General features: G+C 66.4%; 19 protein-coding genes. 9 read left to right on the top strand and 10 right to left on the bottom strand.

Annotated features, from left to right (window positions below):
- Positions 1 to 55 precede the first annotated feature (55 nt).
- Together AC07NV_RS06855 and tsaD are read right to left on the bottom strand one after the other, a co-directional pair.
- Positions 56 to 1,051: an NAD(P)H-dependent glycerol-3-phosphate dehydrogenase gene (locus tag AC07NV_RS06855; RefSeq protein ID WP_495165998.1), complete on the bottom strand. Its 996-nt coding sequence runs from the start codon at positions 1,049 to 1,051 to the stop codon at positions 56 to 58.
- Positions 1,052 to 1,062: 11 nt separating this feature from the next.
- On the bottom strand, positions 1,063 to 2,097 hold the full coding sequence (gene tsaD / locus AC07NV_RS06850) for a tRNA (adenosine(37)-N6)-threonylcarbamoyltransferase complex transferase subunit TsaD (RefSeq protein ID WP_495165594.1): 1,035 nt from the start codon (positions 2,095 to 2,097) through the stop codon (positions 1,063 to 1,065).
- 64 nt (positions 2,098 to 2,161) lie between these two features.
- On the opposite strand from tsaD, the gene hemC reads away from it, so the two are divergent.
- The 5 genes from hemC to AC07NV_RS06825 are packed head-to-tail and all read left to right on the top strand — an operon-like array spanning position 2,162 to position 7,079.
- Positions 2,162 to 3,106 carry a hydroxymethylbilane synthase gene (hemC, locus tag AC07NV_RS06845; RefSeq protein WP_495165593.1) on the top strand — a complete coding sequence of 315 codons (945 nt, stop codon included), beginning with the start codon at positions 2,162 to 2,164 and terminating at the stop codon, positions 3,104 to 3,106.
- Positions 3,106 to 3,789 carry a uroporphyrinogen-III synthase gene (locus tag AC07NV_RS06840; protein ID WP_495165592.1) on the top strand — a complete coding sequence of 228 codons (684 nt, stop codon included), beginning with the start codon at positions 3,106 to 3,108 and terminating at the stop codon, positions 3,787 to 3,789. Before hemC ends, AC07NV_RS06840 begins: the two co-directional genes overlap by 1 nt.
- 19 nt (positions 3,790 to 3,808) lie before the next feature.
- The gene (locus AC07NV_RS06835; protein WP_495165591.1) at positions 3,809 to 4,717 is read left to right on the top strand and encodes a mitofilin family membrane protein; all 909 of its coding nucleotides are present in this window, start codon (positions 3,809 to 3,811) and stop codon (positions 4,715 to 4,717) included.
- Positions 4,718 to 4,762: 45 nt separating this feature from the next.
- Entirely contained in the window at positions 4,763 to 5,965 is a 1,203-nt protein-coding gene (locus AC07NV_RS06830; protein WP_495165590.1) for an acyl-CoA dehydrogenase, read from the top strand.
- A complete protein-coding gene (locus AC07NV_RS06825) occupies positions 5,958 to 7,079 on the top strand; it encodes a CaiB/BaiF CoA transferase family protein (RefSeq protein WP_495165589.1) in 1,122 nt (373 codons plus the stop codon). The genes AC07NV_RS06830 and AC07NV_RS06825 overlap by 8 nt, the downstream gene beginning before the upstream one ends.
- Before the next feature lie 48 nt (positions 7,080 to 7,127).
- On the opposite strand, the gene AC07NV_RS06820 is transcribed toward AC07NV_RS06825, so the two are convergent.
- Positions 7,128 to 9,416: a TonB-dependent receptor gene (locus AC07NV_RS06820; protein WP_495165997.1), complete on the bottom strand. Its 2,289-nt coding sequence runs from the start codon at positions 9,414 to 9,416 to the stop codon at positions 7,128 to 7,130.
- Positions 9,417 to 9,666: 250 nt separating this feature from the next.
- Here AC07NV_RS06820 and AC07NV_RS06815 point away from each other — a divergent pair, with 250 nt between their 5' ends.
- Entirely contained in the window at positions 9,667 to 10,302 is a 636-nt protein-coding gene (locus AC07NV_RS06815; protein ID WP_495165588.1) for a TetR/AcrR family transcriptional regulator, read from the top strand.
- Between the two features lie 36 nt (positions 10,303 to 10,338).
- Here the strand turns inward: AC07NV_RS06815 and metW are convergent, their stop codons facing one another.
- A complete protein-coding gene (gene metW, locus AC07NV_RS06810) occupies positions 10,339 to 10,935 on the bottom strand; it encodes a methionine biosynthesis protein MetW (RefSeq protein WP_495165587.1) in 597 nt (198 codons plus the stop codon).
- A complete protein-coding gene (gene metX, locus AC07NV_RS06805) occupies positions 10,932 to 12,050 on the bottom strand; it encodes a homoserine O-acetyltransferase MetX (protein ID WP_495165586.1) in 1,119 nt (372 codons plus the stop codon). The genes metW and metX overlap by 4 nt, the downstream gene beginning before the upstream one ends.
- A 90-nt stretch (positions 12,051 to 12,140) precedes the next feature.
- Here metX and hisC point away from each other — a divergent pair, with 90 nt between their 5' ends.
- Together hisC and AC07NV_RS06795 are read left to right on the top strand one after the other, a co-directional pair.
- Positions 12,141 to 13,247, top strand: coding sequence for a histidinol-phosphate transaminase (gene hisC, locus AC07NV_RS06800; RefSeq protein ID WP_495165585.1), 1,107 nt, complete (start codon positions 12,141 to 12,143; stop codon positions 13,245 to 13,247).
- 4 nt (positions 13,248 to 13,251) lie between these two features.
- Positions 13,252 to 14,160 carry a prephenate/arogenate dehydrogenase family protein gene (locus AC07NV_RS06795; RefSeq protein ID WP_495165584.1) on the top strand — a complete coding sequence of 303 codons (909 nt, stop codon included), beginning with the start codon at positions 13,252 to 13,254 and terminating at the stop codon, positions 14,158 to 14,160.
- A 96-nt stretch (positions 14,161 to 14,256) separates the two neighbouring features.
- Here AC07NV_RS06795 and AC07NV_RS06790 read toward each other — a convergent pair whose 3' ends face one another.
- The 4 genes from AC07NV_RS06790 to ftsE are packed head-to-tail and all read right to left on the bottom strand — an operon-like array spanning position 14,257 to position 17,117.
- Positions 14,257 to 14,985, bottom strand: coding sequence for a lysophospholipid acyltransferase family protein (locus AC07NV_RS06790; RefSeq protein ID WP_495165583.1), 729 nt, complete (start codon positions 14,983 to 14,985; stop codon positions 14,257 to 14,259).
- Positions 14,982 to 15,512, bottom strand: a complete 531-nt coding sequence (locus AC07NV_RS06785) for a YdcF family protein (protein ID WP_495165582.1) — start codon at positions 15,510 to 15,512, stop codon at positions 14,982 to 14,984. The genes AC07NV_RS06790 and AC07NV_RS06785 overlap by 4 nt, the downstream gene beginning before the upstream one ends.
- Positions 15,509 to 16,414 (bottom strand): cell division protein FtsX, encoded by a 906-nt coding sequence (locus tag AC07NV_RS06780; protein ID WP_495165581.1) that lies wholly within the window; start codon positions 16,412 to 16,414, stop codon positions 15,509 to 15,511. Before AC07NV_RS06780 ends, AC07NV_RS06785 begins: the two co-directional genes overlap by 4 nt.
- Before the next feature lie 7 nt (positions 16,415 to 16,421).
- On the bottom strand, positions 16,422 to 17,117 hold the full coding sequence (gene ftsE / locus AC07NV_RS06775) for a cell division ATP-binding protein FtsE (RefSeq protein ID WP_495165580.1): 696 nt from the start codon (positions 17,115 to 17,117) through the stop codon (positions 16,422 to 16,424).
- 207 nt (positions 17,118 to 17,324) lie between these two features.
- On the opposite strand from ftsE, the gene AC07NV_RS06770 reads away from it, so the two are divergent.
- Positions 17,325 to 18,098: a zinc-ribbon domain-containing protein gene (locus AC07NV_RS06770; RefSeq protein WP_495165579.1), complete on the top strand. Its 774-nt coding sequence runs from the start codon at positions 17,325 to 17,327 to the stop codon at positions 18,096 to 18,098.
- Between the two features lie 140 nt (positions 18,099 to 18,238).
- Here AC07NV_RS06770 and AC07NV_RS06765 read toward each other — a convergent pair whose 3' ends face one another.
- Positions 18,239 to 19,300 (bottom strand): YeiH family protein, encoded by a 1,062-nt coding sequence (locus AC07NV_RS06765; RefSeq protein WP_495165578.1) that lies wholly within the window; start codon positions 19,298 to 19,300, stop codon positions 18,239 to 18,241.
- Positions 19,301 to 19,403: the final 103 nt, after the last annotated feature.

Here is a 19,403-nt window from a genome sequence, read left to right as displayed (position 1 = left end):
TCCCCGGGGCGCAGTCTAGCGCGGCGGGCGAGTGCAGGCAATTGCAGGAAAAAAATCATCGGCCTTCGGATCGCAGCGGCCGGCTGAGCAGCGCCTGAATGGCTTCGGCGACGCGCGTTTCACCCGCGACAAGGCGGGCCACCGTGTCGGTGATCGGCATGTCGATGCCGTCGGCACGCGCGGCGGCGGCAACGACCGGCGCACTGAACGCGCCTTCGGCGACCGTGCGCCGGTCGGCCATCAGCATGTCTGCCGCTTCGCCCCGGCCGAGTCCTTGCCCGAGCGCGAAGTTGCGCGAGTTCGACGAAGTGCAGGTAAGGACAAGGTCGCCGAGGCCGGCCAGCCCCGCGAGGGTTTCGGCCTGCGCGCCGCGCGACAGACCGAAGCGCGTCATTTCGGCGAAGCCGCGGCTGATCAGCGCGGCGCGGGCGTTGAGCCCGAGCCCGGCGCCGTCGACGATACCGCACGCGATTGCGAGGATATTCTTGACCGCGCCGCCGATCTCGGCGCCGATGACGTCGGTCGACACATAGGGACGGAAATGCGGCCGCGCGAGCGCCTGCGCAATCTCTGCGGCGAGGTCGGCGTCGGCGGCGGCGAGGGTGATGGCCGTGGGCAGGCCCGCCGCAACTTCGTGCGCAAATGTCGGGCCCGAGAGTATTGCGTGCGGACGCTGCGGGGTCAGGTCGCGCGCCATGTCGATCGGGAAGGCGAAGCTGCCCGCTTCCATCCCCTTGCTGCAAAAGATCAGCGGCGCATCACCCGCAGGCAGGTCGGCGAGCACGGCGCGCAGGAACGGCACGGGGACAACGACGAGCAGCGCGTCGAGGTCGGTCATGTCGGCAAGATTGCCGGTCGCGGTCAGCGAGGATGACAGCGTGGCACCGGGAAGGAAGGCGGGATTGCGATGGTCGCTGTTGATCGCCGCGACGACATCCTCTTCGCGCGCCCAGAGCCGCACGGGCGCGCCGTCGGCGGCAAGCAGCTGCGCGAGCGCGGTGCCCCACGCGCCGCCGCCGATAATTCCAAACCGCGTGAATCGCGACGTCATGCCTTCGCGAATCATGCTTTTACTCCCGCGCCGCGCACGGCTTCGGCATTGGGATCGAGCGGCCAGCGCGGGCGCGCCGCGACGCCGAGGTCGTCGGTGAGGCCGGCGGCGAAGCGTTCGGTGCCGGCCCAGGCGATCATCGCGCCATTGTCGGTGCACAGCCACAGCGGCGGCGCGACGAAAGGGCGGTCGAATCGGGCCGCGAGGTCGGTGAGTGCGCTGCGAATCGCGCCATTCGCGGCGACCCCGCCCGCGACGACGAAAGCGGTGGCATCGGGGCACGCGGCGAGCGCGATGCGGCTGCGGTCGACGAGGCAGTCGACGACCGCCTGCTGGAACGAGGCGGCAAGGTCGGCTATGCTGTGTGCACCGCTGGCGGCGGCGCGCGCGACCGCGCTCTTGAGTCCGGCGAAGGAGAAATGCGGCTCGGCGCTGCCGACGAGCGGGCGCGGCAGCGGCACCGCATGGGGGTTGCCGTCCTGCGCCATGCGTTCGACCGCAGGCCCGCCGGGATAGCCGAGCCCGAGCAGTTTCGCCGTCTTGTCGAATGCTTCGCCTGCGGCGTCGTCGATTGTCGTTGCAAGCCGGCGGTAGTCGCCGACGCCCTTCACCAGCAGCAACTGGCAATGGCCGCCCGACACGAGCAGCAACAGATAGGGAAAGGCGAGGCCGGGATCGACGAGGCGCGGCGAGAGCGCGTGACCTTCGAGATGATTGACCGCGATCAGCGGTTTGTTCGCGGCATGCGCCAGCGCCTTGCCGGTGACGAGTCCGACCATCACGCCGCCGATCAGCCCGGGGCCAGCGGTCGCGGCGATCGCGTCGACCCCGGCGAGCGAAATCCCGGCGTCGGCGAGCACGTCCTCGACGATCGGCGCGAGCCGGTCGACGTGCGCGCGTGCGGCGATTTCGGGAACGACCCCGCCAAAGGGGCTGTGCTCGGCCTCCTGCCCCGCGACACGATGCGCCAAAATGCGCCGGTCGCTGTCGACAAGGGCTGCTGCGGTTTCGTCGCAGCTCGATTCAAGGCCGAGGATCAGAGTCATATTATTGCGCGTTCCTTTACCCGCCCCTTTATCGACAGGGCAAGCCGCGCTAGCAGCGGGGGCGATGAATGATCTTCCGACCCCCGAAAACCCGCTTCGTATCGGCACGCGCGCTTCGCCGCTCGCAATGGCTCAGGCGCATATGGCGGCTGCGGCGCTGATTGCCAGCCATGGCATCGACATGGCGGCGCTCGAAATCGTCCCGATGACCGCGACCGGTGACCGGATCCAGGATCGCGCGCTCGCCGAGGTGGGCGGCAAGGCGCTGTGGACCCGCGAACTCGATGCCGCGCTCGACGCGGGCGCGATCGACATCGCAGTCCATTCGCTGAAGGATGTCGAAACGCTGCGCGATCCGCGCTTTGCGCTCGGCGCGATGCTCGAGCGCGCCGACCCGCGCGACCGGCTGGTGGTGCGCGAAGAGATTGAGGCCACGACGATCGCCGATTTGCCGCAGCGCGCGCGGCTGGGCACCAGCAGCCCGCGGCGCGCGGCGCAGGTGAAACATATCCGCGCCGATCTCGAAACGGTGCTGCTGCGCGGCAATGTCGCGACACGGCTCGCGAAACTGGCTGCGGGCGAGGCCGATGCCACCTTGCTCGCGGCGGCCGGGCTCGACCGGCTGGGAATGCACGATGTGGGTATGGTTCAGGTGACGGGGCTGCTTCCCGCCGCGTCGCAAGGCGCCATCGGGATCGAATGCCGCGCCGACGATGCCGCGGTGCTCGCGCTGCTCGCGGCGGTCGATCATATACCGACGCACCGCGCCGTGGCGGCCGAGCGCGCGTTTCTGGCGGCGCTTGGCGGCGACTGTCGCTCGCCCGTCGCGGCGCATGCGCATTGGCAGGACGACGGCACGCTACGCCTCGATGCCGAAATTTTCTCCGACGACGGCGCAGATCGTGCCGCCGGGCATATTCTTGTCGATCATACGGGAGCAGCAGCGGATCTGGCGCACCGTCTGCTGGGCGAAGCGCCCGAAACGGTGCGGCGCCTGTTCGCGGTCTGATGGCGATGCCGCTGATCGTTACGCGGCCGGAGCCGGGCAACGCAGCGACGGTCGAGCGGGCAAAAGCGCTTGGGCTCGATGTTCGCGCGATCCCGCTTTTTGCCGCGCACGCGATCGATTGGCGGGTGCCGGCGACCGAAAATTTCGAGGCGCTGCTGCTGACCAGCGCCTCGGCGGCGCGGCTTGCCGGGCCGGGTCTTGCCCGGCTCGCATCGCTGCCCGTTCATGCCGTCGGTGCGGCGACCGCGAATGCGGCGGACGCCGCCGGTTTGATGGTGGCAAAGACTGGATCGACCAACGCGCAGCACCTTCTTGACGACATGACGTCAGACAATATCCGAAATATATTATGGCTTTGCGGGCGCGACCGGTCCGAATTCGATGCGCATGGCGCGGCGATCACGCCGGTGCCTTGCTACGCTGTCGACCCCGTACCACCGCCGTCTGAATGGTCGGACCTAATCGCCGCGCCCGCAATATTGCTGGCACATTCGGTGCGTGCTGCGGGGCGCATTTCCGACCTTGTTGGCCGGGCGCGGGGGCATCTGGCGCTCGTCGCGATCAGCCCGGCCGTCGCTGCAGCGGCCGGGGAGGGCTGGCGCGATCTGGCCATCGCGGGACAGCCCGATGATGTCGCAATATTGGCACAGGCGCATGCTTTGTGGCACAAGGGTGCAAAATAGGGTCGTTCGAAAGAGAATTATGGCAATCGACAGCATCGACACCTCCTCGCCCGCGGACGAGGTGGTCCCGGCGAGGGGGCTATCGTTTCGTGCCATCGCCCTTGGTGCCTTCCTGCTGTTGCTGATCGGCATCGCCGGGGGCGGATGGGCGGTGAATCGCTGGCTGACGGGCAATGACACCCCGCCCGTGAAAGTGAACGCCGCGCCTGCGGGCACCATGAATCCGATTCTGCTCGCAGAAGGGGCCGTCAAGGGCGGCGCCGATGGTCAGCCGTTGGTGGTGGCACCGGTCGACGGCGCCAACGCGCTCGGCGCGCGCGTTGCCGAACTCGAACAGCGTCTGTCGCGCATCACCCTCGAGGCCGAATCGGCGTCGGGCAATGCCTCGCGCGCCGAGGGGCTGCTCGTCGCCTTTGCCGTACGCCGCGCACTCGATCGCGGCCTGTCGCTCGGCTATCTCGACGCGCAGCTTCGTCTGCGTTTCGGCGACGACCAGCCCAATGCGGTCAAGACGATCATCGATACCTCGCGCGAACCGGTGACGCTCGAACAGCTTCGTGCCGAACTCGACACATTGGCGCCGCAGCTTGTCGGGCGTGGCGGCGACGGAAACGGCAGCCTGTGGACCGGGTTGCGCCGCGAACTGGGCGAGCTGTTCGTTGTGCGTGCTGCGGGAACGCAGTCGCCGCGGGCGTCCGAACGACTCGATCGCGCGCGCCGCTACCTGGGCGCGGGCCAGGCCGATCTGGCGATTGCCGAGGTCGAGGCCATGCCTGGCGCCGCCGCCGCGAGCGACTGGCTGATCGAGGCGCGCCGTTATCATGAAGCGCGGCGTGCGCTTGACCTGATCGAGACCGCGGCGATATTGGAGCCGCGCGACAGCCCTGCTGCCGCGGCCGCCCGCACGGTGGCCGATCCGACCCCATAGCGCGCATTCCGCAAGGGCTGCCCGCCTTTAGAGAAAGCCCGTTCCATGGCCCTCGCCGACCCGCAGCGCATCGAAGCGCTCGACCCGCTCGATCCCCTTCAGCTCGATGCCGAGTTGAGCGAAGAGGAACGGATGGTCCGCGACACCGCGCGGGCCTATGCGGAAGGCGAACTGCTGCCGCGCGTGACGTCGGCCTTTCTCGACGAACGGTTCGATCGCGAGATCATGTCGGAAATGGGCGCCCTGGGCCTGCTCGGCGCGACGATCGATCCCGAATATGGCGGCGCGGGCCTGAACTATGTCAGCTACGGGCTGATCGCGCGCGAAGTCGAGCGGATCGATTCGGGCTATCGCTCGGCCTGTTCGGTACAGAGCTCGCTCGTGATCCATCCGATCAACGCCTATGGCAGCGAGGAGCAGAAGCGCAAATATCTGCCCGGGCTGACCTCGGGCGAACTCGTCGGCTGTTTCGGCCTGACCGAACCCGATGCCGGCAGCGACCCCGGCGGGATGCGCACCCGCGCCGAGAAGATCGAGGGCGGATACCGCCTCAAGGGCGCGAAAATGTGGATCACCAATTCGCCGATCGCCGACGTCTTTGTCGTGTGGGCGAAGTCGGAAGCGCATGACGGCGCGATTCGCGGTTTCGTGCTCGAAAAGGGCATGAAGGGGCTTTCCGCACCGAAGATCGAGGGCAAGGTCAGCCTGCGCGCCTCGGTCACCGGCGAAATCGTCATGGATTCGGTCGAGGTCGGCGAGGATGCGCTGTTGCCGCATGTTTCGGGACTCAAAGGACCGTTCGGCTGCCTCAACCGCGCGCGATACGGCATCGGCTGGGGCGCGATGGGCGCGGCCGAATTCTGCTATGAGGCGGCGCGCAATTATACCGGCGAACGCAAGCAGTTCGGGCGGCCGCTCGCGGCGAACCAGATCGTCCAGTTGAAGCTTGCCAATATGCTCACCGAAATCGCGCTGGGCTTGCAGACGGCGCTGCGCGTCGGCCGGTTGATCGACGAGGGCCGGCTCATTCCCGACGCGATCAGCCTGCTCAAGCGCAACAATTGCGGCAAGGCGCTCGATATCGCCCGCGTCGCGCGCGATATGCACGGCGGCAATGGCATTTCGGCCGACTATCATGTGATCCGGCACGCTGTGAACCTCGAGACGGTGAACACCTATGAGGGCACGCACGACGTCCATGCGCTGATCCTCGGCCGCGCGATCACCGGCATTTCGGCCTTTGCCTAAGCCGCTAGAGGGCATCCGCGTCGTCGAACTGGCGCGGGTGCTCGCGGGGCCGTGGTGCGGGCAGTTGCTCGCCGATCTGGGCGCCGAGGTGGTCAAGGTCGAGCGGCCGGGCGCAGGCGACGACACGCGCGAATGGGGCCCACCTTTCGTCACCGGGGCGGACGGTGCGGCGCTTGGCGCGGCCTATTATCACAGCTGCAACCGCGGCAAGCGCAGCGTTGCGATCGATATCGCGAGCGCTGCGGGGCAAAGCGAGGTGCGCGCGCTGCTTGCCGATGCCGACGTCGTCATCGAAAATTACAAGGTCGGCGGGCTCGTCAAATATGGGCTCGATCCGGCGCGGCTGCGCGCCGATTTTCCGCAGCTGGTCGTCTGTTCGATCACGGGGTTCGGGCAGACCGGGCCGTATGCGCACCGCGCGGGCTATGACTATATCGTTCAAGCCATGAGCGGTTTCATGTCGCTGACCGGCGAGCCCGACGGGCCGCCGCAAAAGGCCGGGATCGCCTATGCCGACATCTTCACCGGCATGTATTCGGCGGTCGCGATCCTCGCCGCGCTGCGACGCCGTGACGTCACGGGGGAAGGCGCGCATGTGGACATGGCGCTGCTCGACAGCCAGGTCGCGGTGCTCGCCAATCAGGCGGCCAATTATCTGGCGAGCGGCGTGGTGCCGAAGCGAATGGGCAACGCGCATGTCAATGTCGTGCCCTATCAAGTGTTTGCGACCGCGGACGGCCAGCTGGTCATCGCGGTCGGCAACGATGGGCAATATCGCAAGCTTTGCGCGATCCTTGGCGTATCCGAATGGGCCGACGACCCTCGCTTCGCGAACAATGCTGCGCGGCTGGCGAACCGGGCCGAGCTGATCCCGCTGCTCGCGGCGAAGATCGCCGCATGGGATGCGCAGCCCTTGTCGCTCGCGCTCGAGGCCGAGGGCGTGCCCGCGGGGCCGATCAACGATCTTGCCGGGGTCTTCGCCGACCCGCAGGTGATCGCGCGCGGGATGCGCTTTCGTCCCGACGGCGCGTCGATCGACGGCGTGGCCAGCCCGATCGTCATCGACGGCGAGCGCATGGTCGCCGCGACCGGCGCGCCGCCGCTCGCCCCATAGAAAAAGGGGCGCCGCAGCGGGCGCCCCTTTCCCCCTTTTTTCCGAAGATCAGAACTTCACGGTACCGGTGACGAAAACCTGCCGCGGATTGCCGTAGAAGGCGGTCAGCGTCCCCTCCGTGCCCAGCGCCGAGGTCGGCAGGCCATTGCCGCCGAGGATGGGGACGCCGGTGGTCGGGTTGACGTTGATGAAGGTATAGCCCGAGGTCTTATATTCCTTGTCGGTCAGATTCTTGCCGAACACGCCGATGCTCCAGCGGTCGTCGGGCGCGGTATAGACGATGCTCGCATCCCACAGCGCGAAGCCCTTCTGGTCGATATAGGGGTTGGGGATTTCGAACTGATAGGTTTTGCTGCGGTACGACAGGGTGGTGCCAAAGCTCAGATCGCCGTCACCGACCGGGGTTGCGTAAGCGAGCGTGCCGCTGGCGGTCCATTTGGGGGTGTTCTGCACCTCGCGGAAGGCTGCAACGTCGGTCGGCACACCGCCGATGTTGGAAACGAACCGCTTGTACTGGGCATCGATGTAGCCAAGCGCCGTCGACAGCGTCAGCCGGTCGCCGGTCGCCGCCAGATCTTCGCCTAGCCGCACGCGGCCCTCAAATTCGACGCCTTTGAAGGTTGCCTTACCCGCGTTCGACACGACGCCGCAGAAGCTGGGCAGGTTGCCGACACGGCAGGCGACCGAACCCGGAATCTGGACGTCGGTGTAGTCGGCATAGAAGCCAGCGAGCGCGACATTGACCGCGCCGTCCATCAGGCTGCCCTTGTAACCCAGCTCATAGCTTTCAACCTTTTCGGGACGAAAGCTCAGGAAGGATGCGATTTCAGCGTCGGTCGGGGCACCCGGAATGGCGCCCGGCGCATTGACCCCGACGCCGCGCGGATCGAAGCCGCCGCCCTTGAAGCCCTGCGAATAGCTGGCGTAGACATTATGGTCGGGGGTCGGCTTGAACGACAGCGAGGCGCGTGGGGTGAATTTTTTGAAGCTGCGCTTGCCGTCGAAATTGGTGCCGGGCGCACCGAAAGCGACGCCCGCGCCGCCGAACACCGGCGACCCGCCACCGAGATAATTTTGCCGCAGGATCGACGCTTCGCGCTCGTCCCATGTATAGCGTCCGCCGACCGACAGACTGAGCTTATCATTGAAATCATAGGTGAAATCGCCGAACACCGCAAAGGTCTGCGTGTCGACATCGGCCTCGGTGAACGCGGTCAGGCCGGCGAGATTGTTGAAGATGCGGACGTCGAACAGCGTGTCGGCGCTCGCGTCGAGATAATAGAAACCGAGCAGGCCCTTCAGCCTGTCGCCTTCGTACAGCAGCTGGAATTCCTGGCTGATCTGCTCGTTGAAATAGAAGCCCGGGACGTCGACATCGACCGCGGGCAGCGCGTCGAAATCGATCGGGGTCGCCGACTTGTCCTTGCGCCACGCACTGATCGAGCGGAGCGTGAGGGTGTCGGAGAGCTCGGCCGACACATTCATCGCGAGGCCGTACGCCTCGATTTCCTGCTTCGGATCGTTCAGGCCGCCGCGGCTGTCGAAGACATTGTCCAGAACAGGCGCCTTGGTAACGAGCGAGGGGATCAGGCGGTGGCCGCCGCGCGGATCGCTCTTGTCCTTGCTGTAATCGCCCGAAATTCGGATCAGAACCGGCGCGCCATAGCCCCCGAACTCGATGGTGCCGCGCCCCGCCCACATGTCCTTGTTGTAATTTTCGAGCCCGGTGGTGAGATTGTCGCCGAAGCCCCCGCGCGACAGGCGGGCAACCGAGCCGCCGACACGGAGCAGATCGCCGATCGGTGCGCTTGCGGTGACGACAAGATCGGCCTGCTTGTACGTGCCGAGCGTGCCCTTGATCTTGAGCGAAAAGTCTTGCGGGAGTTGCTTGGTCACATATTTGACCGCGCCGCCGATCGTGTTGCGGCCATAGAGCGTGCCCTGCGGCCCACGCAGGATTTCAATGCGTTCGACGTCATAGATGTCGAGCACCGCAGCCTGCGGCCGGTTGAGATAGACATCGTCGAGATAGATGCCGACGCCCTGTTCGAAGCCCGACACCGGGTCCTGCTGGCCCACGCCGCGGATGAAGGCGCTGAGCGTCGAGTTCGAACCGCGCGAGACTTCGAGCGTCGTGTTCGGCGTGGTCTGGCCGATGTCGGTGATGTCGAGCGCGCCGGCCTTGGCGAGTGCCTCGCCCGAGTAAGCCGTGATCGCGACGGGCACGTCGATCAGCCGCTCGTCGCGGCGGCGGGCCGTGACGATGATCTCGTTATCGCCGCTGTCGGCGCTCGCGCCTTCGTCCTGTGCGAAGACCGGTGGTGCGAAGGCGATCATGGAAAGCGCGCTGGTGGCAAGGATGGCACGGCGCAGCCGGGGGGCGAAAGGACGCATGATAGTCTCCCATGTGGCGGGTGACCCCTCGTCACCCTTTATCGGTTTTCTTGGGCTGGTGCTTGCCAAGCCGCGGCGCATCCAATAGTGAAACATGAACCAAGTTTCAACTTTGAATGTGCAATCGTCGTTTTTTGCTTGCCAGTGGTGCGGAAAAGCCACGATGCATCGACGGAGGGAGATAGGGGCCGTTATGGATCAGCCGCCAGTCGCGACAGGGAGTGCCGGGAGTGAGGCGCGCGACAAGACGCCGCGCACCGAGCGTGGGCGCCGCACATTACGCAAGCTGCTCGATGCGGCGGCGGTCGAATTCGGCGAGCGCGGGTTCCATGAAGCGTCGATCAGCGCGATCACGCGCCGCGCCGGGACCGCGCTCGGCAGTTTTTATACCTATTTCGATTCGAAGGATGAAATCTTTCAGGCGCTGGTCCGCTATATGAGCGAGCAGCTTCGCGACCATGTCACGCCGCTGGTCCAGGCGGCGCCCGACGAAATCAGCGCCGAACGCATCGGGCTCGAATCCTATCTGGGCTTCGTGCGCGAGCATAAGGAGATTTACCGCATCATCGATGAAGCCGAATTTGTCGATTATGCGAGCTATCGCCTCCATTATGAAACGACGGTCGCGCGCGTCCGCCAGCGGCTCGAGGGCGGCGCCGAGCGCGGCGAGATCCGCCCCGATGTCAGCGAAATCCACGCGTGGGCGATCGGCGGCATGAACGTGTTTCTGGGGATGCGCTACGGCCTGTGGGACGACGAGGCCGACATCGCGGAAATCGCGCGCGTCGCGAATGATTTTCTGGCGAACGGGTTGAAAAAGCGGGATTAGCTGTGATCGTCGCCCCCGCCTTCGCGGGGTGACGAATTATCTCGAAATCAGGAAAATCGCATGTTCGGCGCGCCAGCTTGCTGCGGCGTCGCTCGTCGGCCGGTCACCCGACAGATACCGCACCGCCTCGACGCGGATTCCCTTGTCGCGCACGAGATCGCGAAAATCGCTGACGGTGACATGGTGGATGTTCGGCGTTTCGTACCAGGCGACGGGCAGTAGCCGCGTCACCGGCATCCGTCCGCCCCACAGGAGCGCGAGGCGGATGCGCCAATGCGCGAAATTGGGAAAGCTGACGAAGGCGCGCGGCGCGATGCGCAGCAATTGGTCGATAACGCGATCGGGCCGGTGCGACGTTTGCAGCGTCTGCGACAAGATGGCGATGTCGAAACTGTCGTCGGGATAGTCGGCGAGGTCGCGGTCGGCGTCGCCCTGAACCACTGCGAGGCCCAGCTCCATCGCGGCCGAGACATTGGCGGGATCGATCTCCAGTCCCCGCACATCGGTTGCCTTGGTGTCGCGCAGCGCCGCCATCAACGTGCCGTCGCCGCAGCCGACGTCGAGGACGCGCGCTCCCGTGGGGACCTGCGCCGCAATCAGCGCGAGGTCGGGGCGAAGGATCGGGGCGCTCACAGCCCCGCCTCGATAAAGCCCGCCATCAGGCGCCACATCTCGGGCGAATCGAGCAGGAAAGCGTCGTGGCCGAACGGGCTCGACAGTTCGACGAAGCTCGCCTGCGCGCCCGCGCCGTGCAGCGCCTGAACGATGCGCCGTGATTCGGAGGTCGGATAGAGCCAGTCCGAATCGAAGCTGACGAGGCCGAAGCGCACCGGCGAATGGCGGAACGCGTCGGCAAGCCGGCCGCCGTGCGGATCGGCAAGATCGAAATAGTCCATCGCGCGGGTGATATAGAGATAGGAGTTGGCGTCGAAGCGATCGACGAAACTGATCCCCTGATGGCGCAGATAGGATTCGATCTGGAAATCGGCGTCGAAACCGAAGGTCTTGACCTCGCGGTCCTGAAGCTGGCGGCCGAATTTCTCGGTCAGCCCGGCTTCGGACAAATAGGTGATATGGGCCGCCATGCGCGCGACCGACAGGCCCTTTACCGGCACCCGTCCGCTCGCATAATAATCGCCGCCCTGCCACTCGGGGTCGGCCATGATCGCCTGACGCCCGACTTCGTGGAATGCAATATTCTGCGCCGAATGTCGCGCGGCCGAGGCGATGATGAGCGCGCGTTCGACGCGGTTCGGATAATGGGCCGCCCAGGCGAGCGCCTGCATTCCGCCCATCGATCCGCCGATGACGGCATGAAGCCGTTCGATGCCGAGCTGGTCGAGCAGCATCGCCTGCGCACGCACCATGTCGCCGATCGTCACGACGGGGAACGACATGGCAAAGGGTTTGCCGGTTGCCGGATCGACGCTGGCGGGGCCGCTCGATCCCAAGCAGCTGCCGATCACATTGGCGCAAATGACGTGATAGCGATCGGTGTCGATCACGCCGCCGGGGCGCACGACCTTGCTCCACCAGCCGGGCTTGCCGGTGACCGGATGGGTCGAGGCGACATATTGATCCATCGTCAGCGCGTGGCAGATGAGGATGACATTGCTGCGCGCCGCATTGAGCGGGCCATAGGCCTCGAACGCGATCGTCGGCCGTGCGAGGGCCGCGCCGCTGTCGAGCGCAAGCGGCCGGTTCAGTTCGATCTGGTTGTGCTGGACGGGTTGCAAGCGGGTTGCCATGATGCGGCGGGGCTAAGCGGGCGCGCGACGGCTGTCAACGTGCTGGACGAGACGCTGGACTTGGGCCGCGCAGCCGTTAAACGGCGCGGCATGACCGACGCGACCCCGACCCTTAGCCCGAAGCCGTGGATCAGCGGCATTGCCCCCTATGTTCCCGGCAAGTCGGCGGGGGCCGACGGCCGTCCGCTCGTCAAATTGTCGGCGAACGAGAATCCGCTGGGAACGGGCAATAAGGCGCGCGAAGCGTTTATCGCCGCCGCGGGTGACCTCGCACGCTATCCCGACCCTGGCGCTGCGGCGCTGCGCCACGCGATCGCCGACAAATACGGCCTCGATCCGGCGCGCGTCATCTATGGCACCGGTTCGGACGAACTGCTCCACCTTGCGACGAGTGCCTATGCCGGGCCGGGCGATGAAGTCCTGTATGTGCGTTACGGTTTCGCGGTCTATGAAATCGCCGCGCGGCGGGTCGGCGCGACCCCGGTCGAAGCCTCCGATCGGGACTATGCGACCGATGTCGATGCGCTGCTCGCGGCGGTGACCGACAAGACCCGCGTCGTCTTCGTTGCCAATCCGAACAATCCGACCGGCACGCTGTCGTCGCGCGCCGATATTGCCCGGCTCCACGCCGGATTGCCGGCAGACGTGCTCTTCGTGCTCGATCAGGCCTATGCCGAATATCTCGAGCCGGACGAGGATGACGACGGGCTCGCGCTCGCCGAAAGTGCGGCCAATGTCTTTATCACGCGCACCTTTTCGAAGATTCACGGCCTTGCCGCCGAACGCATCGGCTGGGGCTATGCATCGAGCGACGTGATTTCGGCGCTGCACAAGATCCGCGCGCCGTTCAACGTCACGCGCTGCGGGCAGGAAGCCGCAATCGCGGCGATCGGCGACGATGAATTCGTCAATTATAGCCGCGCGCAAAATGCCGAATGGCGCGCCTGGCTGACGGGCGAGCTCGAGAGTCTGGGCAACCACGGCGTCCGCGTCGTGCCGTCGGCGACCAATTTTCTGCTCGTGCTGTTCGAGGGCAAGGTCACCGCCGAGGCGATGAACGCGGCGCTGATGGACGCGGGCTATATCGTGCGCTGGCTGCCGTCGCAGGGCCTGCCGCACGCGCTGCGCATGACGATCGGCACCGAAGACGAGACGCGCGGACTCGCGGCGGCGATCCGCGCCGCGCTGGAAGGCTGATCCGATGGCGCGCAGCGTCGGGAGGGTCGCGATTATCGGGCTGGGCCTGATCGGCTCGTCGATTGCGCGCGCTATCAAGGACCGGCTGCCGCAGGTGGCGGTCACCGGCCATGACGCCAGCGCCGGCGTGCGCGGTGTTGCAAGCGGTTTGGGCCTGTGCGACCGGATCTCCGACGATGCCGTCGACGCGGTCGCCGATGCCGACCTCGTCATCCTCGCGGTTCCGGTTGGCGGCATGGCCGATGCCGCCGCGGCGATCGCGCCAGGTTTGTCCGCGCATGCCATCATTTCGGATGTCGGCTCGTCGAAAGCCGGGGTTGCCGCGGCGCTGGCGAAAGCGCTTCCCGCGCATGTCGTCATCCCCGCGCATCCTGTGGCAGGCACCGAAAATAGCGGGCCGGCGGCGGGTTTTGCGAGCCTGTTCGACGGGCGCTGGTGCATATTGACCCCCGGCGCCGATGCCCCCGCCGATGCGGTCGCGGCGGTTGCCGGATTCTGGGAGGCACTGGGCGCCAAGGTCGACGTCATGGACGCCGCGCATCACGACATGGTGCTCGCGGTGACGAGCCATTTGCCGCACCTCATCGCCTATACGATCGTCGGTACCGCGAGCGAGCTCGAAGAGGTCACCGAGAGCGAGGTGATCAAATATTCGGCGGGCGGCTTCCGCGATTTCACGCGCATCGCGGCGAGCGACCCGGTGATGTGGCGCGACGTGTTCCTCGCCAACAAGGACGCCGTGCTCGCGACGCTCCAGCGGTTCAACGAGGATCTGACGGTCCTGCAGCAGGCGATCCGCCGCGGCGACGCCGACAAACTCGAAGACTGGTTTACGCGCACCCGCGCCATCCGCCGGTCGATCATTGCCGAGGGTCAGGACGATCCGGCGCCCGATTTCGGGCGCAAGCATTAACCGAACCCGCGTATCCGTTCGTGTCGAGCGAAGTCGAGACACCCATCGTGCGTGCACGTCTTCGGGGCATCTCGACTTCGCTCGATGCGAACGGATTTAAGAGTTTGTAACGGCCAGCAACGCTTCCGCCGGATTCAACGCATTGATGGCCACGCGAACCCGTTCTTCGGCTTCTTCGCGCGGCAGGCCGGCGGGGATCGTTTCGCCGACCTTGTAGGTGATCGTACCCGGCCATTTGACCCAGCGGCGCGGCGGAAAGGCAAGGCCGCTGTTCACCGCGACGGGAATCACCGGCACGCCCAGCAAGCGGTACATGCCGGCAAAGCCCGGACGCAATCCTGGCGCCTGTCCGTGCGGAACGCGCGTTCCCTCGGCGAACAGGACCAGCGGCCGTCCCGCGGCGAGTGCGGCTTTTGCCGCGCCGAGCATCGCGCGCATCGCCTTGCCGCCGCCGTCGCGGTCGACGGGGATCAGGCCATAGAAGCGCGCCGCCTGACCCCAGACGGGAATCGAGAACAGCTCTTCCTTGGCGAACACCGCGGGGTGCTTGAACAGCATCGGCTGTTCGACCGTTTCGAACGCCGATTCATGCTTGAAGACATAGAGCACCGGGATGTCGGGCATCTCGCCCTCGACGACGATCGTCTGACCGAGCAGAAAGCGGCAGAAGAGCCGATGCATCTGCGCCCAGATGCGCACGAAGAAGATCGTGCCGCGGTGCGAAATCGGCAGCGCGATCACGCCGCCGATCGACGAGATGCTGCTCATCACGAAGAAGGCGATCCAGAACAGGATCGAGCGAAAGAGGGCGATGCCGTATCTCACAGACCGAGCAGCCCGCCCGCCAGTCCGGCCAGATATTTGTGATATTCGCGAAACAAGGTCGCGAAATTGGGCTGGCTGCGCACCGCGTCGGGCAGGATCGTCACCTTGTCGCCGATCGCGCGGCCGATTTCATATTCGGCGCGGCGCATGTGCCAGTCGGTGGTGATCAGCCGGATGCTCTTATAGTTGCGCCGCGCAACCCAGGTCGCAACTTCGGTGGCGTTCGAGCGCGTATCCTCGGCCTCGAACCCCAGCGCGATGCAGCAATCGAACAGATGCTGCGGGCGCTTGTAGGTGGCGGCGAGTTCATGGGGTTTCACCTCGCGCGCAACGCCGCTGATCAACAGGCGTTTGGCATCGCCCGCCTCGAGCCGTTCGAGCGCGCGGTCGATGCGCCCCGGCCCGCCAGTCAGCACGACGATCGCGTCGGTCTTCTGCGCTTCTGCGGGCAAGGGCAGGAGCAGCGCAAACCACGCAAAGCCGAGTACCCAGGCCAGGAAAATCAGGGAAATCAATCGCTTGATCATAGAATCTTCTTGAGCGCGGCAAGCAAGGTTTGGCGCGCGGTAAGGGCTGCAAGCGCGATAGCCAATAGCGGGAGCGCCAGCAAGAGCGCCCAGCCAGCGGGGCCGAACGACGCGGTGGCGGCGAGTCCCGACGTGACGCCCGCCCATTGCCAGCCGATCAGCAGCAGGATCGCCGCCGCGACGACGCTGCCGAGGATGATTCCGTACGCGGTGTCGATCGCAATGCGGCGTTGGAACAGCCGCGTGATCTGGCGGTCGGTCGCGCCGATCAGGTGGAGCATCTCGATCGTCGGAAAATGGGTGGCGAGCGCGGCGCGCGCGGTCATGATCACCACCGCTGCGCTCGCCAATGTCATCAGCAGGACGAGCCCGCCCGCGACCCAAGCCAGCGAACGGATCAGCCGCGCGACCGGGCCAAGCCATTCGGCGTGGGGGATGATGCGCGCGCCGGGCGCCTCGCGCGCGACGAGCGTCTGTAGCGCGCGCATATGGCCCGTACGGTCCTCGCCGACGAAATCGATGTCGACCAAGGCCGGCAGCGGGAGCGACTTCAACACCGGATCGTCGCCTTCGGCGCTGCCGAACCATTGGCCGAGCGTCGCCTGCAATTCTTCCTGCTCGACCGAGCGCGCCGAAAGGACGAAGGGCTGCGCGGCGGCAGCGCGGCGAAGCGCGACGGCCTGTTCGGCGCGCAGCACCGGGTTCGCGGTGACGATCTGCACGGTCACGCGGCCGGCGATCGCGTCGCCGATCGCATTTGCCGAGCGCGCGAGCCCGACCCCGGCGGCGGCGGCGAGCAAAGTCAGCATCATCAGAATCGCAATGACCCACGGGGTCGGCCCCGACAGGCGGCGGTCGGGAAGCAGGCGGCGGTGCTGGACGGGAACGCGCGGAATGATCATGCCCCGGTCATGCCCTGTTCGCCGGCGGATAGCGCAGCGCGCCGGTGGGATCGGAGAGGCGCCCTCTTTCAAGCCGCATCATCTGCGCATTTTCGATGCGGCTGATCAGGTGGATGTCGTGGGTCGCGACGACGACCGTGGTGCCAAGGCGGTTCAATGCCTCGAACAACCCGAGCAGGCGCATTGCCATCTCGGGGTCGACGTTACCCGTCGGTTCGTCGGCGATGAGCAATTGCGGGCGGGCGATCACCGCGCGTGCAATCGCAACGCGTTGCTGCTCGCCGCCCGACAGCGTCGCGGGGTGCGCTTCGGCGCGTTCGTCGAGACCGATCCAGCTGAGCATTTCGCCGACAGGGCCCGACAGATCCTCTTCGCTGACCCCGGCGATGCGTAGCGGCAAGGCGATGTTGTCGCGCGCCGACAGATGCGGAATCAACCGGAAATCCTGAAACACGACGCCGATACGGCGGCGAAATCCGGGCAGGCGCTGGCGCGGCATCGCGACCAGATCCTCGCCGAACAGGCGGACGATGCCGCGGCTCGGCCGCTGCGCGAGATAGAGCATCTTGAGCAGCGAGGTCTTGCCCGCCCCCGATGCGCCGGTCAGGAAATAGAAGCTGCCCGGCTGCAGGTTGAAGCTGATGTCGCTCAAAACCTCGGCGTCGGGGCCATAGCGGAGGCCGACCCCATCGAATTCGACCATCGCGCCGCCGGGGCGAGGCGGGGAGCCATCCGTCATGGCGTCACCCGCGCGTGGTTTCGCGCCTTCGCCGGTTCGCGGAACAGGGGAGCCTCAGCGCTCATGCCGACGCCTGTTACACGGCTGTTCACCGACGTAAAGCGGCGAGTAGGGGCAAGCGCGGCACGCAGCGCTTGCAACGCTGCGAATCAGCGTGTTTAGAGAAACCCCATGATCCTCGCCTGCCCGTCCTGCCACACGCGCTATGTCGTGCCCGATACGGCAATCGGACCGACGGGCCGTACCGTGCGCTGCGCCAATTGCCGCCATAGCTGGTTCCAGGAGCCTGGGGCTGTGCCGGTTGCGGAGACGGCCCCGGCTCCGGCCCCGATTGTCGCACCGCCCGCCGAGCCGGCCCCGGCCCCGGCCCCGGTGCCGGCCGCAACCTATTCCAATTTCCCCGAACCCGCGCGGGCCGCCGAACCGGCTCCGCCCCCCGCCTTTGCGGCTGCCGAGCCGGCAGCGCGTGTGGCGCCCGCGGTCGACGAGGCGCCGCTTCCCTTTCGCCGTCCGCGGCGCAATCCGGCGAAGCGTTGGACCCTGATCGCCGCGAGTGCAGCGGTGCTGATGCTCGCCGCGACTGCGGGTCTCGCATATTTCGGCCTGCCGGGTTGGGCGCAGGGGCTGGGTCTGCCGGGCATGGCGGCCGAACCCGATCTGGTGATCGAGCTGCCGCCGAACCAGGATCATCGCGAACTCGCCGACGGGACGATCTATTTTGCGGCGTCGGGGGTGATCATCAACCCCACCGATCGCGAACAGCGCGTGCCGCCCATCCTCGCCGAACTGCGCGATGCGCAGGGAACGATCGTCTATAGCTGGACGATCAAGCCGCCGGTGCGGATGTTGCCGCCCAACGAAAAGGTCAATTTCAGCGAAGCGAAGCTCGATATCCCGCGCCGCGCGACACAGCTGACCGTCAGCTGGGCGCTGCCGAAATCCTAAGCCTTCAAGCTATTTTCTAAACCGTTCGCCCTGAGCTTGTCGAAGGGCCGCTCTTCCTTTGGGCGTCAAAAGAAAGAACGGTGCTTCGACAAGCTCAGCACGAAGGGTTCAGGATGCGCGTCTCATATGGCGTCACGGCGTCAGAGACTCAGCGCGGCCGCCAGTGAGAGCAGAAAGCTGGTCAGCGTCGCGACGATGATCGGTGCAAAACTCCGCCACCCCTGATCGAGCAACAGGTGCAGCCGGGCCTTCATTGCCGTTGCGACGACTGCGAGCAGCAGCAGTGCCTGCGCGCCCGTCGCTGCCGCATCCTGCGCGGGTTTCGGGATCGCGATCAGCGAATTGACCGCGGCGATCGCCAGGAAGCCGACAATGAACCAGGGCAGACGCAGCGGAATCCGCGTCTTGCCGCTGCCTTCGCCGCTGCGGCCGAGCCATAGTGCGACGAGCATCAGCATCGGCGCGAGCAGCGCAACACGCGTCAGCTTGACGATCGTCGCCACCTCGCCGGCCTCGGGCGAAAAGGAAAAGCCGCCGCCGATCGCCTGCGCGACGTCATGGATCGACGCGCCGATGAGGAACCCCGCTTGCGCATCGGTCAGGCCGAGCTCTCCGGCGAGCACGGGGTAGAGCGTCATCGCCAGCGCGCTTGCGACGGTGATGCCGACGAGGGTCAGCGTGAAGCGCGCCTGATCGACGCGCTTGTCACCAATCAGCGAATAGAGCGCGAGCGCGGCCGAGGCCCCGCAGATCGCGGTCGCGCCGCCCGCGAGCAGTGCGGCGTGGCGATCCTGCGCAAACAGCCGCGCGCTCGCGACGGTGACAAGGATGACCGCGAGCATGATCAGCACCAGCAAGGCGAAGGGCAACGGCCCCAGTTCGACAAGCTGCTGGGCTGTTATCCGCGCCCCGACAAGCACGATCCCGATGCGCAGCGCGGTCTGCGACATCAGGTCGAGCCCGGCATGGGTGCGCCGGTCTTGCGATACGAAGCTCATCGCCAGACCGATCAGCAGCCCCATCAGGACCAGCGGCGCGGCATAATGGTCGGCAAGCCAGGCGGCGGCGAGCGCCGCGATGCCGGTGACCAGAATGCCGGGCAGATAGTCGCGCCAGCGCCGCCGGGCAGGCGGATTCGCCTCGAGCTGCATCTCGCCATAAAGATCGGCGGCCATCGGCCAGCTCTGTTCGGATGGTTTCACGCGCGCTCCCTAGGGCGTTGCTTCGCACGCCGCCACCGCCGCGTGCAAGGACTTGTCGGTAATCGGCAACAACCCCATTGCTGGCGCGGCGCGAGCTTGCTAG

The organism is Sphingopyxis sp. GW821-FHT10B01 (assembly GCF_059415685.1).
Note: the sequence above shows the minus strand (reverse complement) of the source record. Positions and strands in the feature narration are given on the sequence as shown.

Excerpts from the sequence above, each read along its gene's own strand:
- AC07NV_RS06855 (WP_495165998.1), bottom strand. The coding sequence starts at position 1,051 with ATGACGTCGCGATTCACGCGGTTTGGAATTATCGGCGGCGGCGCGTGG.
- tsaD (WP_495165594.1), bottom strand. The coding sequence starts at position 2,097 with ATGACTCTGATCCTCGGCCTTGAATCGAGCTGCGACGAAACCGCAGCA.
- hemC (WP_495165593.1), top strand. The coding sequence starts at position 2,162 with ATGAATGATCTTCCGACCCCCGAAAACCCGCTTCGTATCGGCACGCGC.
- AC07NV_RS06840 (WP_495165592.1), top strand. The coding sequence starts at position 3,106 with ATGGCGATGCCGCTGATCGTTACGCGGCCGGAGCCGGGCAACGCAGCG.
- AC07NV_RS06835 (WP_495165591.1), top strand. The coding sequence starts at position 3,809 with ATGGCAATCGACAGCATCGACACCTCCTCGCCCGCGGACGAGGTGGTC.
- AC07NV_RS06830 (WP_495165590.1), top strand. The coding sequence starts at position 4,763 with ATGGCCCTCGCCGACCCGCAGCGCATCGAAGCGCTCGACCCGCTCGAT.
- AC07NV_RS06820 (WP_495165997.1), bottom strand. The coding sequence starts at position 9,416 with ATGATCGCCTTCGCACCACCGGTCTTCGCACAGGACGAAGGCGCGAGC.
- AC07NV_RS06815 (WP_495165588.1), top strand. The coding sequence starts at position 9,667 with ATGGATCAGCCGCCAGTCGCGACAGGGAGTGCCGGGAGTGAGGCGCGC.
- metX (WP_495165586.1), bottom strand. The coding sequence starts at position 12,050 with ATGGCAACCCGCTTGCAACCCGTCCAGCACAACCAGATCGAACTGAAC.
- hisC (WP_495165585.1), top strand. The coding sequence starts at position 12,141 with ATGACCGACGCGACCCCGACCCTTAGCCCGAAGCCGTGGATCAGCGGC.
- AC07NV_RS06795 (WP_495165584.1), top strand. The coding sequence starts at position 13,252 with ATGGCGCGCAGCGTCGGGAGGGTCGCGATTATCGGGCTGGGCCTGATC.
- AC07NV_RS06785 (WP_495165582.1), bottom strand. The coding sequence starts at position 15,512 with ATGATCAAGCGATTGATTTCCCTGATTTTCCTGGCCTGGGTACTCGGC.
- AC07NV_RS06780 (WP_495165581.1), bottom strand. The coding sequence starts at position 16,414 with ATGATCATTCCGCGCGTTCCCGTCCAGCACCGCCGCCTGCTTCCCGAC.
- ftsE (WP_495165580.1), bottom strand. The coding sequence starts at position 17,117 with ATGGTCGAATTCGATGGGGTCGGCCTCCGCTATGGCCCCGACGCCGAG.
- AC07NV_RS06770 (WP_495165579.1), top strand. The coding sequence starts at position 17,325 with ATGATCCTCGCCTGCCCGTCCTGCCACACGCGCTATGTCGTGCCCGAT.